Here is a 15712-nt window from a genome sequence, read left to right on the forward strand (position 1 = left end):
CGCACGAAGAGCACATTAAGTGCTCTTCGGCTCGTGCGGAATCTACGAAAACCTTGCGCCTGGCCTTCGGCGGCGCGGCCTGCGGTGACTTTGGGGCAGCCCGGTTTTACGTTGGCTGACGCCCCCACTCATAAGCCTTAAGTCGGTGGGCTGATATGTTGCGTCCCTGATGGCTACAAGGTTGAAAGGAAGGTGGACAGGCGGCGGAGGCCTTCGTCCAGGTCTTTATCGGAAACGCAATAGCTGAGGCGGACGTGGCCTTCGGTGCCGAAGCAGTCGCCCGGGACTAGGGCTACGTTTGCCTCTTCGATGGCTTTGATGCAGAAGTCTTCGCTGGTTAGGCCGAACTTTTTGATGCTCGGGAAAGTGTAGAAGGCTCCTGCGGGCTCTACTACGTCGAGGCCCATGGCGTTTAAGGCTGCGAGTACGCGTTCGCGGCGGGCTCGGTAGACTTTGAGCATGGGGGTTGGGTCGACGGTCAGGGCTCGGGCTGCGGCGTCCATCTCGAAGGAGACGGCACTCGATACGAGGTATTGGTGAGCTTTGCCGATCTCGGCGATGACGGGGGCTGCAGCTGCGAGCCAGCCCAAGCGCCAACCGGTCATGGCCCAGGGCTTGGAGAAGCTCTCGATGACCATCGTCTGCTCGCGTAGCTCCGGGTGGCGTTGGGCAAAGCGCTCGTAGCCGTCCACATAGACGAGGCGGTTGTATACGTCGTCGCAGACCACGTAGATGCCCGCCTGCTCCGCTACGCGCGCCACGGCGTCGAGCGATGCCGCGTTGAGAATGCAACCCGTGGGATTGTTGGGCGTGCAGATGACGATGGCCTTGGTCGCCGGGGTCACACAGGCGCGAAGCGCTTCCTCGTCAATCTGAAATTGCGCAGGCTCCGTATCCAAAAAGACCGCTTTGGCGTGATTGGCCACGACAATGCTCTCGTACAGGCCAAAGGCCGGCGTGGGAATAATGACCTCGTCGCCGGGGTTGAGCATAGCCATGAATGTTGCCGACAGGGCCTCGGTCGCGCCGTCGGTCAGGATGACCTCGTCAGCAGAAAACGAAAGGCCCGCGTCCCCCATGTAGGCAGACAGCGCCTCACGCAGGACAGGGCGACCGTTGTTGGGCGGATAGTGCGTGTCACCGTGGTCCAGTGCGGCGGTTACCTCGGCGCTAATCGCGTCGGGCGTGGGAAAATCAGGCTCGCCGAGCGCAAGCGCGATGCATCCCGGATGCTGAGCGGCGAGCGCGTTGATTCGGCGGATGCCGGAGGGCTTGAGCGTGGCAAGCGAGGTGTTCATAGGCAGACGCATGGCGTTCCTTTCGTAAGGGTTGCACTAGGATAGCGCGGCGAGGCGCTGCCAGACGGTGTAACCTAAACGGAAACCAACCGGAAAGGAGGCGGCATGGAGACGACCGCGCGCGGCGATGTACCAAAAACACTGCATAGCATCGCGTTTGTCAGTATTCCCGAGAGCACCGATCTTGAGTTTTTGCTCTGGGACCTGCAGGATGCCATCGCGGCGTATGCCCGGCTTTCCGGTACTGTACTCCCCCGCTCAGTCGATTTGGAGGCAAATGACGCCGGCAGCGTTGCCGATGGCATCGTGCTGGCCATTGAAGATGTGGCTGACGATGAGACGTTGACAGCTATCGAGCAGGCGCTTGAGCGCTTTGGCGGTACGGGAACGCGCGTCTATGCCGCGATTCGAGCCGCACAAGAGGACACTGAGCAGGCGCGTGGGACCGCCGTTCGCCTGCACAAGGCATGTGAGCGCCATGACCAATTGTGGTGTGGCGGCGTTGCCATCTGCGCCGGCAGCGGCATCGCAGCGCTTCGCCACTCCCCGCGCATGGGCCTCTTGCGCCGACCGTTTTCCGAAGCCATGGACAAGCTCGTGGGTGCGGTGCGTATGGGTTGCTCGGTTGAGCATGCGCAGCGACTCGGCGGCGGCAGTGCCGAGGACATCGACACCAATGGCATGGTTTGCGCCGAGCCAGCCGTGCCCGCGCCGATCTGGCGAGGTGTTCTGAAACACCTCGGCGCCCGCACTCAATCAATAACCTAAATTAATAAGCTGCCCAGTCAACGGCTTCACTCCAACGCTCGACAAGCCGCTCCAAACGCCACGCCGCGTTGGCAGGACTCGTCGACGGCAGCACGATGGCAGGTAGCCCCGTCCGCTCTTGTAGATAGCGTTTGTAGAGCCGCCCGGCCGCGCCGCCGTTGCAGATAACAACCTCAATCGGCGTGACATCGGTAATGCGCTCGATATGTGCCGGCACAACGTTGCGAATGCTCGCGTCACTCGAGCCCTTAATGTCACAGCTCTCAATCACGTCCCACAGGGCCACACCGCCGTTGAGCAACATAGCCCGCTTGGCGGCAATCGAGGCGTCGAGCGTCGCAGGCTCGCCGCCCACCAGAGGGTCGCCCTCGTTGGGTGGCACGGGCACACCGAGGCACGCGGCCATCACACGCCAAAAGCGATTCTGAGGGTTGCCGTAATAAAAGGCATTGGCGCGCGAAAGCACCGAGGGAAACGACCCCAGCACCAAAACGCGCGAGTGCTGGTCGAACACGGGTTCAAACCCATGCTCAATATGTTGATAGCCCTCGTCGGACGCAGCCATGGCCTAGGCCCTCAACAGATAGCGTACCTCGTAGGGCGCAAGCTCAAGCGTGCCCGCAAGCTCAACCGCAGGTGCACCGTCGGTAAGCAGGTCGACAAAAGACCCATTGAGCTCGCCGGCGCCAAAGGCGTAAGGCTCGTCCACGGCATTCACCGCCACGAGTACCGTCGCGCCGTCGCAGGCGCGCTCGAACAGCAGCTGCTTGTTCTGGATCACCACGTTGCGATAGGCACCGTAGTTGAGAGCACGGGCCGCCGCGTCGTCGGCCGAGCGAAGGTGCGTGAGCTGCGTGACGAACGCCGTCAGCTCGTTGGGCGCAGGCTCATCGAGCGCAGGTCGCAGCGCCCAGTCACCATCGGGGCCGCCCTTTTCGCCGGCAATCCCCCACTCGCTGCCATAGTAGACGCATGGGATGCCCGGCATGCCAAAGAGCATGCCGTAGGCGGGGCGCAGGCAGGACTTGTCCGTCAGGATACTCGCCAGGCGCGGCACGTCATGGTTGTCGACAAACGACAGCAGATGCTTGCCGCGATAAATGCACCACGGGTCACCACCAAACTGGCGATGCAGCGAGTGGGCAATCTCGAACATGTTGACCGAGTTAAAGCTGGAGTACAGACCCTTGTAGCACTCATAGTTGGTGCAGGTGTCGAGCATCTCGTCGTTGACGATCTGGTTGTAGTCGCCGTGGAGCGTCTCGCCGATCAGCACAAAGTCGGGCTTGAGCTCACGGGTAAAGGAGTGTAGCCGGCGCATGAAGTCGCGATCGAGCATATAGGCGACGTCCAGGCGCAGGCCGTCAACGCCAAAGACTTCGGCCCAGCGGCGCACGGACTCAAGCAGGTAATCGACCACGGCGGGGTTTTGCAGGTTGAGCTTCACAAGCTCAAAATGGCCCTCCCAGCCCTCGTACCAAAAGCCGTCACCGTAGCACGAGTCGCCGTCAAAGCTGATGTGGAACCAATCCTTGTAGGGCGAGTCCCACTTGCGCTCCTGCACATCGCGGAAGGCCCAAAAGCCACGGCCCACATGGTTAAAGACCGCATCGAGCACCACGCGGATGCCGTGGGCGTGCAGCGTCTCGCATACGGCGGCAAAATCGGCATCCCCACCCAGGCGACGGTCGATATGGCGCAGGCTGCGTGTATCGTAGCCGTGGCTATCAGATTCGAGCGGCGGGTTGATGAGCACAGCGCCAACGCCGAGTTCCTGCAGGTAGTCGGCCCATTGGGCGATCTTCATGATGGGCGCATCGGGGTTGGGCGCGGCGTTGGCAGCCCGGGCGAGCTCATCCTCGGCAACGGGGGCGGCGTTTTCGCGCGGAGCTCCGCAAAAGCCCAGCGGATAGATCTGATAGAACGTCGTCTCGTATGCCCACATAGCAACCTCCCGGTAAGCTCAACACAACGACATCCATTGTATGCCCGGCTTGTATCCTCTTCCCCAAAATAAGTTGCGGTGGAATAGTTCCTGTTTGAGCCTTCAGAGGCCTTAAACAGGAACTATTCCACCGCAACTGATGAGGGAACATGATTAGGCAACGAGCTTGGCACGGCGTATGGCTGGGAATAGTACGGTGATGGCGAGGATGACGCCCACGACGGTAATCGCCCCGCCCGCGAAGCCAATCCAAGCGATACCGGGACCCGAAACCACGGCGCCACCGATTGCGGTGCCCGTGCCGATACCCAGATTGAACAGGCCCGAGAAGATCGACATGGCGACGGCCGACGAGTCTGCCGGCGTGTACTTGATGAGCTCGGCCTGAAACGCCACGTTAAAGGCCGTGGAGCAGCAGCCCCATAGCGCGCAAACAGCGAGAACGGCGACGAGCGACGGTGCAACCGGACCCATGAGCAGCAGAGCCACCGGCACGCCGGAGAGCGTGATAGCCAAGAACGGGAAGCGATGCCCATCGAACAGACGGCCGAACAGCCAGCTTCCGAGCAGACCAGAGCAGCCGAACGCCGTCAGCGTCATGGTAATAGCGCTTGCGTCGACGTGCGCGACCTGTGCCAGGAACGGCTCGATATAGCTGTAACCCGCATAATAGCCGGTCGCCATAAAGACCGTGACCGCATAAAGCGCGATGAGGAACGGGTTCTTGAGCAGCTCGGGCAGCTGTTTGAGCGTAAAGCGCTCGCCCACCGGCATGGCCGGGAACACCGCGGCCTGGTAGACGACCGCAATAGCTGAGAGGGCCCCGACCACGGCGAATGTCATGCGCCAGCCCACGGCCAGGCCAATGGCGCGACCGAGGGGCAGACCAAAGATCTGCGCGATGGACGAGCCCGTGGCGATCATGCTGATGGCGAGCGCGCCGTGACGAGTGTCGACCAGGCGCGAGGCCATAATCGAGGCGACCGACCAGAACACGGCATGTGCGCAAGCGACCACCAGGCGCGCGCAGACCAAAATGGGATAGGTGGGCGCCACGGCGGACAGGAACTGCCCGAGAGAGAACACGGCAAGCACGCCGAGCAGCATACGCTTGAACTCAAAGCGCGAGGCGAACACCATAAGCGGCAACGACAGCAGCATGACGCCCCAGGCGTAGACCGAGATCATGATGCCGGCCTGGGCCTCGGTGAGCGAAAACGACGCGGCAATATCAGTCAGAAGGCCAATGGGCATGAACTCCGACGTGTTGAATACGAACGCGCAACAGGCGAGCCCGATAAGCGGGAGCCACTGCTTGAGTGAGATGCCATCTTGTCTTGCCTGAGTCATGTAGGAACCTCTCCGATTGTCCTGAGCGGTGGGCGATTATATAGCAACGGCCCCGCATCCGTCAGCAACAGATGCGGGGCCGCAATCAACTCAATACACAGGGGTTGCGCCGTCAATAAATAGCTAAGCCAACCCCAGCAATATGCCCGCCGAATGCACGACAAACGCCACGATCCAGGCGACCGTCACCTGAAACGCGAACACGGCAACGGCGTAGCGTCCGCCCAGCTCACTCTTGACGGCGCCGATTGCCGCTACGCAGGGCGGATACAGCAGCGTAAAGACCAGGAACACGTAAGCGGTAAACGGCGAAAACATGGTCGACAGTGCCGCGGGCGAGGTCGCGCCCAAAAGCACCGTGAGGGTCGAGATGACACTCTCCTTGGCGATAAGTCCGGTGACGAGCGCCGTGGATGCTCGCCAATCGCCAAAGCCGAGCGGCGCCAGCAGCGGAGCGATGATGCTACCCAGACCGGCAAGCAGACTCTGCGACTGATCGGCGACCACATTAAAGCGGATGTCGAACGTCTGCAGGAACCAGATGACCACCGTAGCGGCAAAGATAATGGTAAAGGCCTTGGTAATAAAGTCCTTGGCCTTATCCCATGCCAGCATCACCGTCGTCTTGACGCTCGGCAGACGGTAATTGGGAAGCTCCATGATAAACGGCACCGGGTCGCCCTTAAATGCCGTGCGGTTGAGTACCAAAGCCGCGATGCAACCGACCGCAATGCCAATCAGATAGAGCGAGACCATGGCGGGAACCGTCGCCTGTGGGAAAAACGCCCCGCACAGCAGACCGTAGACCGGCAACTTGGCCGAGCAGCTCATGAACGGCGTGAGCATGACCGTCATCTTGCGGTCGTGCTCGGATGGGAGCGTACGGGTCGACATGATAGCCGGCACGGTGCAGCCAAAACCGACGAGCATGGGGACGAAGCTGCGGCCCGAAAGGCCAAAGCGACGCAGTACCTTATCCATGACAAAGGCCACGCGCGCCATGTAGCCCGAGTCTTCCAGAATGGAGAGGAACAAAAAGAGCACGACGATAATCGGCAGGAAGGTCAGCACACTGCCCACGCCCGTAAGCACGCCGTCGACAGCCAGCGAGCGCACCACGTCGTTGGTACCGAACGCCTTGAGACCCGCATCGGCCGAGGCGATGATGGCAGCGATGCCGTCCTCCATGAGTCCCTGCAACGCCGCGCCGATCACGCCAAACGTCAGCCAAAAGACGAGGCCCATGATCACCAGAAACGCCGGAATGGCTGTGTAGCGACCCGTCAGGATGCGGTCGATCTTGACGGAGCGCACGTGCTCGCGGCTCTCGTGCGGCTTGACGACGCAACGCCCGCACACGTCGCCGATAAAGCTAAAGCGCATATCGGCCAGCGCGGACAGGCGGTCGGTGCCGGCCTCGCCCTCCATCTGGGTAATGATGTGCTCGATGGCGTCGAGTTCGTTACGGTCCAGATGAAGCGCCTTTGTCACCAGCTCGTCGCCCTCAACCAGCTTGGTTGCCGCAAAACGCACCGGAATATGCGCCGTCGCGGCATGGTCCTCGATAAGGTTGGCGATGCCGTGGATGCAGCGATGCAGCGCGCCGCCGTCCGGGCCATCGGGCGCGCAGAAGTCCAGGCGACCGGGACGCTCGCGGAACCGCGCCACGTGCAGAGCGTGTTCCACCAGCTCACCGATGCCCTCGTTGCGGGCGGCGCTAATGGGGACAACAGGCACGCCCAACAGGCTCTCGAGCAGGTTGACGTCCACGGCGCCGCCGTTGGCCGTCACCTCGTCCATCATGTTGAGCGCAATGACCATGGGGCGATCGAGCTCCATAAGCTGCAGCGTCAGGTACAGATTGCGCTCGATGTTGGTGGCGTCGATGATGTCGATGATGGCGTCGGGATGCTCATCCAGGATAAACTGGCGACTCACGATCTCCTCGCCCGTGTACGGCGACAGGGAGTAAATGCCGGGCAGGTCGGTAACGCTTGCCTCGGGGTGGTTGCGGATGGTGCCATCCTTGCGGTCGACCGTCACGCCGGGAAAGTTACCGACGTGTTGGTTGGAGCCCGTCAGCTGGTTGAACAGCGTGGTCTTACCGCAGTTTTGGTTGCCGGCGAGGGCAAAATGCAGCGGCGAGCCCTCGGGCACGGCCGTCTTTGCCGCGCGGGGCGAATACGTCCCCTCGCCAAGTGCCGGGTGCTCCGTCGTGCCGATTGCGGCGTTAGTGCGCGGACCCGTGTCTGTGTCGTGAACACCCACGAGCTCGATGCGAGCAGCATCGTCCTTGCGCAGCGTCAACTCGTAGCCACGCAGACGGATCTCGAGCGGGTCGCCCATGGGAGCGTGCTTCATCATGGTGACTTCGGTGCCCGGCGTTAGGCCCATGTCCAAAATATGCTGTCGGAGCGCCTGATCGTCGGATGTCACCGATGCGACAACGGCGTCCTTTCCAATCTCGAGTGTATCGAGCTTCACGCGCTCATCCTTTCGTTAGACGCGGTTAACCGTTTACCGGGGCTAACCAACTCGTAACGACAAATGATAGCGCTCTGAACTATTTTATAAAGTCAAATACCGATGTTTACCTGCGCAAACTTTATGCGGTGCGCCCCGAAAACTCTTTGCGCATACCGCTCAGCGAGATCGAAATGGAACCCGACCGCGCGGTAGCAGTGAGTCGATCACCCTCAACCGACCCCGTGCATGTAAAGGACGCCTTGCCCATCAAGACGTGGGAGATAGTACCCGAGAGCTCAAAGAAATCGCCCTCGGCGCGGGCACTCGAGAGAGCGATATTGAGACCCCTGACGTTTAGTACTGCCCTGAGCGCGCCGTTCACCCCATGTGAAAACGTCACCTCGCCGCGCTTGCTCCCCACCGGCGTCTGGGCCAAAACCACATACGTACCCTCAAGCATGGCTCCTCCTCTAAGCAGACTTTTTGAAACGGGTAAGTAGTGTCTACTTTTACATATGGCGTTCCAGGAAGCGGAAGGCCAGGCGGATCCAGGGACGAACGGAAACCTGCTTGTCCTCGTTGTCGACCGCGGTATTGGCGTTGCCGAGCGAAAGGCCGTGGCCACCCTGGTCAAAGACGTGCATCTCGCATGCAACACCCTCCTCGGCCATGCGCTGCGCGAACGGGTAGACCTGCGCGACCGGCGCCGTCTTATCGTCCGAAACGCCCCACACAAAGGTCGGGGGCATCTGGCGTGAAACGTGCGTGGTAGGGCAAATGTCGGTCAGGTGCTCATCGGTCGCCTCGCCGCCCGTCACCATCGACAGGTAGTCGTTGAGCAAATCGCGCCCTGTCTTGCCACCCGTCTTGGGCACGCGCAGGTCGATGCGCGGGTCGCGCGTCTGCATATCGCGCACATAGGCAAGGTCGAGCAACGGATAGCCCAGCACCACGGCGTCGGGACGAATATCCTCCGGACGAGCCCCGGCAAGGCCCGCGAAGGGTCCGGTCTTCCACCGCGTCGCCAACGAGGCGCAGATCATGCCTCCCGCCGAGAAGCCCACGACGCACACGCGCTTGGGATCGACATGCCACTCGTCGGCGTTGACGCGCACGGTAGCGACCATCTTGGCGAGGTCTGCCTGCGGGTGCGGAAAGCTCACGTCGCCCGTGGCGCTCGTCACATAGTTGAGCACAAAGGCCTGGTAGCCGCGATCCAAAAACGCAAACGCCACCGGATCCTGCTCGTGCGGAGCGATATGCGTAAACCCGCCTCCGCCGCAGATGATCACCGCGGGGCGGCGGCCATTGGGCTTGTCGGGCAGCGGCTCGGCACCCAGATGCGTAAACGTCGCCGGATAATCCTCGGTCGGCTCCTCGCCCCACAGCGCATGGTTCTCAATAATCATAGGTGCTCCCTCCGTGCGATTCGTACGCACTCGTTTTTCGCACCTTAGCGTACCCCACTTGAGCCCACGGCGCAGAAACACCCCGCAATAAGTTGGCCTTCAACTGATATATCACAAAATCGCTGTTCAGAGGTATCGTTAAGCAGCGTAAAATAGGAGCGCTGACCGTGCTGGGAAACACGTACGAAACGTTTCCGGCAAACCACACGCGTGCAACATGCACGCCTGATACGTTGGAGGCATCTATGGGTCTGCTCGATTCGCTCAAGTCCACGTTCACTTCGTCGGGCGAGGCGTCCGTTCCGCCCGCAGCAAGCTTCGCCACCCGCGAAGGCGTCATCTACGCTCCCGTCAACGGCGTGCTCGTCAATCTGAGTGAGGTTCCCGACGAGACCATCGCCTCGGGCATGCTCGGCCAGGGCTACGGCATCGAGCCCATTACCGGCACCATTTACGCCCCCGCCAACGGCCGTATCGGCGCCACCACCGTAACCAACCACTCCATCGGCATGATCACCGAGGACGGCCTGCGCGTATTCATCCATGTTGGCCTGGGCACCGTGGAAATGAACGGCAAGGGTTTTGCCCGCTTTGTCGAGATGGGTGACACGGTCAAGGCCGGCCAGCCGCTCATCAGCTTCGACCGCGACGCTATCAAGGCCGCCGGTCACGAGGACATCGTGACCGTCATCGTCTCTGAGCTCGACCGTCTCAAGAGCATCGACCACGTCGGCGAGTCCGGAACGCTTATCGGCGGCAATCCGCTCGTCAAGCTTGGCGACCCGCTGCTGGTTGCCAAGACCAAGTAGCCAGGCCCCGCGCCACACAGCCAAAAGGCACCTCGTCAAGCGCCCGCGACCATTTGGCCGCGGGCGCTTTTCGTTTGAAAAACCATCCCGCCAATGCCTTATCTGTATAGCCCAAATGAGCCGAGCTGCTAGAATATCGAACTGTATGGATAACTATCATTCAACCGTTATGGGAGGATACGTGAACCGCACCAAAATCGCGCAGCTCTATGCCGATGCCGAGTCGCTCGGCGGCCAGACCGTCACCGTCGCCGGCTGGGTCAAGTCCATCCGCGACATGAAGAACTTTGGCTTTGTTACGCTCAACGACGGCAGCTGCTTCCGCGACCTGCAGGTCGTCATGAACCGCGAGGCACTCGACAACTACGACGAGATCGCCCATCAAAACGTCTCGGCCGCACTCATTTGCACCGGCACCGTCAAGCTGACCCCCGATGCGCCCCAGCCTTTCGAGCTTTCTGCCACCTCCATTGAGGTCGAGGGCGTCAGCGCCCCGGATTACCCGCTGCAGAAGAAGCGCGCAACCGTCGAGTTCCTGCGCACCCAACAGCACCTGCGCCCGCGCACCAACCTGTTCCGCGCCGTGTTCCGCATCCGTTCTGTCGCGGCTGCCGCCATCCACCGCTTCTTCCAGGAGCAGGGCTTTGTCTACGTCAACACCCCTATCATCACCACGAGTGATTGCGAGGGCGCCGGCGAGATGTTCCGCGTGACCACGCTCGACCCCAAAAATCCGCCCCTCACCGAATCCGGCGAGGTTGACTGGAGCCAGGACTTCTTTGGAAAGCACGCGAGCCTTACCGTATCCGGCCAGCTCAACGCCGAGAACTTCGCCATGGCCTTTGGCGACGTGTACACCTTTGGCCCCACCTTCCGCGCCGAAAACTCCAACACCACGCGCCACGCCGCCGAGTTTTGGATGATCGAGCCCGAGATGGCCTTTGCCGATCTGAACGACTACATGGACAACGCCGAGGCCATGCTCAAGTACGTCCTTAAGGACGTCATGGCAACCTGCCCCGACGAGCTCAATATGCTCAACAAGTTTGTGGACAAGGGTCTGCTCGAGCGCCTGGACCACGTGGCAAACTCCGACTTTGCCCGCGTCACCTATACCGAGGCCGTCGAAATCCTGGAGCAGGCCGTCGCCGCCGGTCACAAGTTTGACTATCCCGTGAGCTGGGGCATCGACCTGCAGACCGAGCACGAGCGCTTCCTGACCGAGGAGCACTTTAAGCGACCGACTTTTGTGACCGACTACCCGGCCGAGATCAAGGCGTTCTACATGCGCATGAACGAGGACGGCAAGACCGTCGCCGCCGCCGACTGTCTGGTGCCGGGCATCGGCGAGATTATCGGCGGCTCCCAGCGCGAGGAGCGCCTGGATCTGCTCGAGGCCCGCATCAAGGACCTAGGCATGAATCCCGAGCAGTACAAGTACTACCTTGACCTGCGCCGCTACGGTTCCTGCAAGCACGCCGGCTACGGTCTGGGCTTCGAGCGCTTGGTCATGTATCTGACCGGTGTGGGCAACATCCGCGACGTCCTGCCGCACCCGCGCACCGTGGGCAACGCCGACTTCTAATCGCCACAGCGCCACCAAACGCGTTCCAGCGCATCACGCCAGCGCCTCTCGGCAAGCCGAGGGGCGCTTTTTTCAACAGCATCCGTCAAGCTTTTGGCAAGTTTTTGGTCAGTTGGGCAGGGCTGTTGAAAACTCGACCCGCCGCTTGCCGACGGCTACCGACCGCCCAGGGCGTCCTGCACCCCTGGGAAAGCCCCGCGTCCTAGGCTCCATACCGTCGCCACCCAAAACGGAAAGGACGTGGGCGCCATGACCGAAACCGCTGTTGAAACTTACGAGACCACGACGAGGGGCGCCGCCTCGATGGCAGCCTATCGCGCCGTTCGTATCTTGCAACTATTAAGCGAAAACACCGGCGAGGACAAGGCCATGCTTTCCGATGAGTTGATCCGGCGCCTCGCCCATCCCGACGACCCCGCCCGCATGCCCATCTCGGCGGCGCGGCGCAGCATCTACACCGCCATCTCCGCACTTCGCCATGCCGGATACGAAATTGAGTACAAGCGCGGCGTGGGTTATCGGCTCTTGACCCGTCCGCTCACCGACGAAGAGATCATCCGGCTCCACGGCATGGTCATGCGCAACCGCTCTACACCCATCGCCATTCGAAAAAGCATGGCGCAGCACCTGGTTGCCATGGCGAGTGCCGACGTTCGCGGCTACCTCGATGCGCCCGAGCCTGCTCCAAGCGCAGACGGCAAATCCACCAAGGCCACACGCACGCCCGTCAAGCGCATCGATGCCTGCGAGCTCATCGAGCAGGCCATCGACCACGGAACCACGGTGAGTTTTGATATTTCGAGTGTCACGGCACGCGGAGAGGTCGAAGTGGCACGGATGACACTCCGGCCCTTTGCCATCAAGCAACGAGACGGCATCTCGTATTTGCTGGGAACGGTCTATGACGCGCGAGGCGCCGATGACACGTTGCGTACCGTAGAGATCGGCCGCATGAGAAACGTCACCACACGTCTCCTCGACGGCAAGAAGCTCTTCGCCGCCCTGGACGAGGACGACGCCTCCTCCGCCGCATAAGACCCTCCGCCGCCCATTCGACTACCCGTACCGCCCATCCGATTCTGTATTAAAAAACCCGCCAGGCTGTTGTAAAAATGGACATCAGCGCTACTATAGTCCCACTTGCACTTTGTCCCAGTGCAGTGTTTCCAGCCATTTTTATACTGGGGGTAATGATATGAAGGACATCACCATCAGCCGCAGGAGCCTTCTGGTCTCCGCCGGCCTGCTCGCGCTCGCCCCGCTCGCCGGATGCGGCGGCAACTCTGGTTCCGGCTCTGCTGCCGCCGGTTCCGACTACACCATCGGCGTTCTGCAGCTCACCGAGCACTCCGCACTCGATGCCGCCAACGACGGCTTTGTCAAGGCCATCAAGGAGAGCGGCCTTAAGGTCAAGATCGACCAGAAGAACGCCCAGAACGACCAGTCCACGTGTAAGTCCATTGCCGACAAGTTTGTGGGCGACAACGTCAGCCTGATTTATGCCATCGCCACGCCCGCCGCGCAGGCTGCCGCCGGCGCCACGGCCGATATCCCCATCGTGGGCTGTGCCATCACCGACTACGCCGCCTCCGGCCTGGTCCAGGACAACGACAAGCCCGGGACCAACGTCACGGGCGCTTCCGACCTCACCCCGGTCGCCGAGCAACTCGAGATGATGCAGAAGGTCCTGCCCGACGTTAAAAAGGTCGGCCTGCTCTACTGCACCGCCGAGTCCAACTCCGACGTCCAGATCAAGGCTGCCAAGAAGGAGCTCGACAAGCTGGGCCTGGAGTACACCGATTACACCGTCTCGAGCTCCAATGAAATCCAGTCCGTCGTCGAGTCCTCCGTGGGCAAGGTCGACGCGCTCTACTCCCCCACTGACAACACCATCGCCGCGGGCGCTTCGCAGGTCGGTCAGATCTGCAAGGAGAACAAGCTTCCCTTCGTGACCGGCGAGGAGGGTATGTGCATGGCCGGCGGCCTGTTCACCCTCTCTATCAACTATGAGGACCTGGGCTACGCCGCGGGCGAGATGGCCGTTAAGATCCTGAAGGGCGAGGCCAAGCCCGAGGATATGCCGATCAAGCACCTCTCGAGCAAGGACCTGGTCGTCGTCAAGAACGACGAGATGGCCGAGGCTCTGGGTATCGACCTTTCCGCTCTGGACGAATAACGCGTCTAGGGCCCGCACGCGCGCCACGGCTGCGTTATTCAATATCTGAGTCATTGGGGCGAACGCTAAAGGCCGGCGTTCGCCCTGCTTGTTTCAGGTAAAACAAAACGTCTGTCCGCCGCTCTTTTATGCATTGGTACCGCTATTATGGAAAATCACGTGTCCACCCTATCCTAGGAGGTATGAAGCATGCTCATTGCATTGCAGGGCGCCGTTTCGCAGGGCGTCCTCTGGGGCATTATGGTGCTTGGCGTGTTTATCACGTTCCGCCTGCTCGACATCCCCGATATGACCTGCGACGGCAGCTTTGCCCTCGGCGGCTGTGTCTGCGCCGTGCTCATCGTCAACAATAACGTCGACCCCTTGCTCGCCGTGCTGGCCGGCATGTGCGCCGGCGCCATCGCGGGCGCCGTCACGGGCATCTTGACCACCGTCTTTGAGATTCCCGCAATCCTCGCCGGAATCCTTACGCAGATCAGTCTGTGGTCCATCAACCTGCGCATCATGGGCAAGTCCAACACGCCCATCCTTGCCAAGGGCACTATCTTCTCATCCGTCAGCAACATGACGGGCCTGCCGCAGTCCACTGTTGCCATTATCCTAGGCATTGTGCTGGCCGTGGCCATCGTCGCCATCCTGTACTGGTTCTTTGGCACCGAGATCGGCTCGGCGCTGCGTGCCACCGGCAACAACGAGTACATGATCCGCGCCCTGGGCGTTAACACCAACACCACCAAAATGATCGCCCTCGTGCTCTCCAACGCCCTCATTGGCCTTTCGGGTGCGCTCATCTGCCAGAGCCAGAAGTATGCCGACATTGGCATGGGCACCGGCGCCATCGTTATCGGTCTTGCCGCCATCGTCATCGGCGAGGTGCTCGGTCGCCTGCTGCCCGGCGGCCTCACGCAGTTTAGCGTCCGTCTTGCCTCCGCCGTCTTTGGCTCCGTGGTGTACTTCCTTATCCGCGCCATCGTGCTGCAGCTGGGCATGGACGCCAACGACATGAAGCTGCTCTCCGCCGTGATCGTCGCCGTGGCCCTGTGCGTGCCCGTGGTTTGGGAGCGCTATAAGCTCCGCAGCTCCTACACGAAGGGAGATGAGGCAGATGCTTAAGCTCTCGCACGTCAAGAAGACCTTTAACAAGGGCACCGTCACCGAGAAGCGCGCGCTCACCGGCGTCGACCTCACCCTCAACGATGGCGACTTTGTAACCGTGATTGGCGGCAACGGCGCCGGCAAGTCCACGCTGCTCAATATGATCGCCGGCGTGTATCCGCTTGATTCGGGTGTTATTGAGCTCGACGGCACCGACATCTCGCGTCTGAGCGAGTCGCAGCGCGCCAAGTACCTGGGCCGTGTGTTCCAGGACCCCATGCGCGGCACCGCAGCCGACATGCAAATTGCCGAAAACCTGGCCCTCGCCAAGCGCCGCGGCCAGCGTCGCGGTCTTTCGTGGGGCGTCACCAAGGCCGAGAAGGACGAGTACGTTGAGCTGCTCAAGCGCCTGGACCTCGGTCTGGACACGCGCCTCAACGCCAAGGTCGGCCTGCTCTCGGGCGGCCAGCGCCAGGCACTCACCCTGCTGATGGCCACGCTCACCAAGCCGCGCCTGCTGCTGCTCGACGAGCACACGGCGGCCCTCGACCCCAAGACGGCCTCTAAGGTGCTCAACCTGACCGAGGAGATTGTCGACGAAAACCGCCTGACCACGCTCATGGTCACGCACAACATGAACGACGCCATCCGTCTGGGTAACCGTCTGATCATGATGCACGAGGGCCACGTGATCTACGACGTGGCGGGCGACGAGAAAAAGTCGCTCACCGTGGCCGACCTGCTGCAGAAGTTTGAGGAGGTCTCGGGCGGCGAGCTCGCCAACGACCGCATGCTGCTGAGCTAAACCTAC

General features: G+C 61.4%; 14 protein-coding genes. 7 read left to right on the forward strand and 7 right to left on the reverse strand.

Annotated features, from left to right (window positions below):
• Positions 1–173: 173 nt before the first annotated feature.
• Positions 174–1310 (reverse strand): aminotransferase class I/II-fold pyridoxal phosphate-dependent enzyme, encoded by a 1137-nt coding sequence (locus AAAV21_RS04395; protein ID WP_349107721.1) that lies wholly within the window; start codon positions 1308–1310, stop codon positions 174–176.
• 93 nt (positions 1311–1403) lie between these two features.
• Here AAAV21_RS04395 and AAAV21_RS04400 point away from each other — a divergent pair, with 93 nt between their 5' ends.
• Positions 1404–2066: a hypothetical protein gene (locus AAAV21_RS04400; protein WP_349107722.1), complete on the forward strand. Its 663-nt coding sequence runs from the start codon at positions 1404–1406 to the stop codon at positions 2064–2066.
• A gap of 1 nt (position 2067) precedes the next feature.
• Here AAAV21_RS04400 and AAAV21_RS04405 read toward each other — a convergent pair whose 3' ends face one another.
• From AAAV21_RS04405 to AAAV21_RS04430, 6 genes are all read right to left on the reverse strand, one after another.
• Entirely contained in the window at positions 2068–2631 is a 564-nt protein-coding gene (locus AAAV21_RS04405) for a uracil-DNA glycosylase family protein (protein ID WP_349107724.1), read from the reverse strand.
• Between the two features lie 3 nt (positions 2632–2634).
• Complete coding sequence (locus AAAV21_RS04410; protein WP_349107727.1) at positions 2635–4011, reverse strand: alpha-amylase family glycosyl hydrolase; 1377 nt, start codon at positions 4009–4011, stop codon at positions 2635–2637.
• Between the two features lie 153 nt (positions 4012–4164).
• Complete coding sequence (locus AAAV21_RS04415) at positions 4165–5361, reverse strand: MFS transporter (protein WP_349107729.1); 1197 nt, start codon at positions 5359–5361, stop codon at positions 4165–4167.
• A gap of 123 nt (positions 5362–5484) precedes the next feature.
• The gene (feoB, locus tag AAAV21_RS04420; protein WP_349107731.1) at positions 5485–7845 is read right to left on the reverse strand and encodes a ferrous iron transport protein B; all 2361 of its coding nucleotides are present in this window, start codon (positions 7843–7845) and stop codon (positions 5485–5487) included.
• A 121-nt stretch (positions 7846–7966) separates the two neighbouring features.
• Entirely contained in the window at positions 7967–8287 is a 321-nt protein-coding gene (locus tag AAAV21_RS04425) for a hypothetical protein (RefSeq protein ID WP_349107733.1), read from the reverse strand.
• Between the two features lie 49 nt (positions 8288–8336).
• On the reverse strand, positions 8337–9236 hold the full coding sequence (locus AAAV21_RS04430) for an alpha/beta hydrolase (protein WP_349107735.1): 900 nt from the start codon (positions 9234–9236) through the stop codon (positions 8337–8339).
• Positions 9237–9481: 245 nt separating this feature from the next.
• Between AAAV21_RS04430 and AAAV21_RS04435 the strand changes: the two genes are divergently transcribed.
• The 6 genes from AAAV21_RS04435 to AAAV21_RS04460 all read left to right on the forward strand — a co-directional run bounded on the left by AAAV21_RS04435 (position 9482) and on the right by AAAV21_RS04460 (position 15706).
• Positions 9482–10045, forward strand: coding sequence for a PTS glucose transporter subunit IIA (locus AAAV21_RS04435; RefSeq protein WP_343007392.1), 564 nt, complete (start codon positions 9482–9484; stop codon positions 10043–10045).
• Between the two features lie 181 nt (positions 10046–10226).
• Positions 10227–11630 carry an asparagine--tRNA ligase gene (gene asnS / locus AAAV21_RS04440; RefSeq protein ID WP_089572552.1) on the forward strand — a complete coding sequence of 468 codons (1404 nt, stop codon included), beginning with the start codon at positions 10227–10229 and terminating at the stop codon, positions 11628–11630.
• A gap of 249 nt (positions 11631–11879) precedes the next feature.
• Positions 11880–12665, forward strand: a complete 786-nt coding sequence (locus AAAV21_RS04445) for a hypothetical protein (RefSeq protein WP_195644183.1) — start codon at positions 11880–11882, stop codon at positions 12663–12665.
• A 160-nt stretch (positions 12666–12825) separates the two neighbouring features.
• Positions 12826–13806 (forward strand): ABC transporter substrate-binding protein, encoded by a 981-nt coding sequence (locus AAAV21_RS04450; protein ID WP_349107739.1) that lies wholly within the window; start codon positions 12826–12828, stop codon positions 13804–13806.
• Positions 13807–13995: 189 nt separating this feature from the next.
• Positions 13996–14919, forward strand: a complete 924-nt coding sequence (locus AAAV21_RS04455; protein ID WP_099432089.1) for an ABC transporter permease — start codon at positions 13996–13998, stop codon at positions 14917–14919.
• Complete coding sequence (locus tag AAAV21_RS04460) at positions 14912–15706, forward strand: ABC transporter ATP-binding protein (RefSeq protein WP_089572513.1); 795 nt, start codon at positions 14912–14914, stop codon at positions 15704–15706. The genes AAAV21_RS04455 and AAAV21_RS04460 overlap by 8 nt, the downstream gene beginning before the upstream one ends.
• The last annotated feature ends 6 nt before the right edge of the window (positions 15707–15712 follow it).

The sequence above is a fragment of the Collinsella sp. CLA-AA-H302 genome, from assembly GCF_040093305.1.
Classification (GTDB): Bacteria; Actinomycetota; Coriobacteriia; order Coriobacteriales; family Coriobacteriaceae; genus Collinsella.

Excerpts from the sequence above, each read along its gene's own strand:
- AAAV21_RS04395 (WP_349107721.1), bottom strand. The coding sequence starts at position 1,310 with ATGCGTCTGCCTATGAACACCTCGCTTGCCACGCTCAAGCCCTCCGGC.
- AAAV21_RS04400 (WP_349107722.1), top strand. The coding sequence starts at position 1,404 with ATGGAGACGACCGCGCGCGGCGATGTACCAAAAACACTGCATAGCATC.
- AAAV21_RS04405 (WP_349107724.1), bottom strand. The coding sequence starts at position 2,631 with ATGGCTGCGTCCGACGAGGGCTATCAACATATTGAGCATGGGTTTGAA.
- AAAV21_RS04410 (WP_349107727.1), bottom strand. The coding sequence starts at position 4,011 with ATGTGGGCATACGAGACGACGTTCTATCAGATCTATCCGCTGGGCTTT.
- AAAV21_RS04415 (WP_349107729.1), bottom strand. The coding sequence starts at position 5,361 with ATGACTCAGGCAAGACAAGATGGCATCTCACTCAAGCAGTGGCTCCCG.
- AAAV21_RS04425 (WP_349107733.1), bottom strand. The coding sequence starts at position 8,287 with ATGCTTGAGGGTACGTATGTGGTTTTGGCCCAGACGCCGGTGGGGAGC.
- AAAV21_RS04430 (WP_349107735.1), bottom strand. The coding sequence starts at position 9,236 with ATGATTATTGAGAACCATGCGCTGTGGGGCGAGGAGCCGACCGAGGAT.
- AAAV21_RS04435 (WP_343007392.1), top strand. The coding sequence starts at position 9,482 with ATGGGTCTGCTCGATTCGCTCAAGTCCACGTTCACTTCGTCGGGCGAG.
- AAAV21_RS04445 (WP_195644183.1), top strand. The coding sequence starts at position 11,880 with ATGACCGAAACCGCTGTTGAAACTTACGAGACCACGACGAGGGGCGCC.
- AAAV21_RS04450 (WP_349107739.1), top strand. The coding sequence starts at position 12,826 with ATGAAGGACATCACCATCAGCCGCAGGAGCCTTCTGGTCTCCGCCGGC.
- AAAV21_RS04455 (WP_099432089.1), top strand. The coding sequence starts at position 13,996 with ATGCTCATTGCATTGCAGGGCGCCGTTTCGCAGGGCGTCCTCTGGGGC.
- AAAV21_RS04460 (WP_089572513.1), top strand. The coding sequence starts at position 14,912 with ATGCTTAAGCTCTCGCACGTCAAGAAGACCTTTAACAAGGGCACCGTC.